The 1,116-nt window shown below is 64.8% G+C and carries 2 protein-coding genes; both read right to left on the minus strand.

What is annotated here, in order from left to right; all coding sequences use genetic code 11:
* Positions 1-292: 292 nt before the first annotated feature.
* A complete protein-coding gene (locus V7082_RS19360; RefSeq protein WP_334151133.1) occupies positions 293-823 on the minus strand; it encodes a gamma carbonic anhydrase family protein in 531 nt (176 codons plus the stop codon).
* Positions 824-825: 2 nt separating this feature from the next.
* Positions 826-1,116 (minus strand): DUF3126 family protein (locus V7082_RS19365; protein ID WP_442909825.1); only part of this gene is annotated, 291 nt, incomplete at its 5' end.

Below are 1,116 nucleotides of genomic sequence, written 5' to 3' on the forward strand. Positions count from 1 at the left end.
ACTACTTCATCATGCGCCAATCCTATCTCGATCCGCGCGTGTGGGTTTCGCTCGACGCCAGCGACCGCTCCGCCCCCGAGGCCATCGCGGGCGTGCGCAACGGTCGTTAGACCATGACCTAGACTCCAGGTTGACTCGAGCCCGGGCTCCCCTGCCCCAACCGGGCTCACCCTCGAGCCGGATGCGATTCCCCTCGCGTCCGGCTCAATTTTTTTGAAGCTCCGGTGGCCACAGGAGATCGAAAGGCCGGCCGGGCGCCTCCCTCGGCGCGAACGACAGGAGGGGATCGAGGTCAGGAGATCGGTTCGAGGCCGGACTTGTAGCGCTTCCAGTTCTTGACGTAGCGGCCCGCCGCGCCGCCGAAGCGGCGGGCGTCCTCGTCGGAAAGCTCGCGTACGATCTTGCCCGGCGAGCCGAGCACCATCGAGCGCGGCGGGATCACCTTGCCCTCGGGGATCAGCGTATTGGCGCCGATAAGACACTCCTCGCCGATCTTCGCCCCGTTCATGATGATGGAGCCGATGCCGATCAGGCTGCCGCGTCCGATCGTGCAGCCGTGCAGCATGACCATGTGGCCGACGGTGCAATCCTCGCCAATCTCAAGGGGAAAGCCGGGATCGGTGTGCAGCACGCAGCCGTCCTGAACGTTCGAGCGCGCGCCGACACGGATCGGCTCGTTGTCGCCGCGCAGAACGGCGCCGAACCAGACGCTGGCGTCCGTCTCGATGACAACCTTGCCCAGCACGACCGCGTTCGGCGCCACCCAGAAGCTGCCGTCGGCAGGAGTGCTGGGGCGGACGCTTTCCAACTCGTAAAGCGCCATCCTCACGCCTCCTCGAGATCCATCTCGAGGATCGCCATCTGGAACTGGTAGGAGACCTCGCCCTCCTCCTCCTCGCGGTAGAGGGTGGCCACGAACTCGCCGTTGATGAAGACCTCCGCCATGTCCTCTTTCTTCGGCTGCGCGCGCACCTCGAGCTTGGGGGCGCCGAATGTCTTTCTCAGGTAGGCCTGCAGCTTGGCGAGCTCATCCTTCTTCACCGCATGTATCCTCTCGTTCGCGAGGTCTCCGATGAGACCGAAGATGCTTTCCCTGGGCGCAACAGTCCGTCTCTC

The sequence above is a fragment of the Hyphomicrobium sp. genome (assembly GCF_036833075.1).
Taxonomy (GTDB): Bacteria; Pseudomonadota; Alphaproteobacteria; order Rhizobiales; family Hyphomicrobiaceae; genus Hyphomicrobium_C.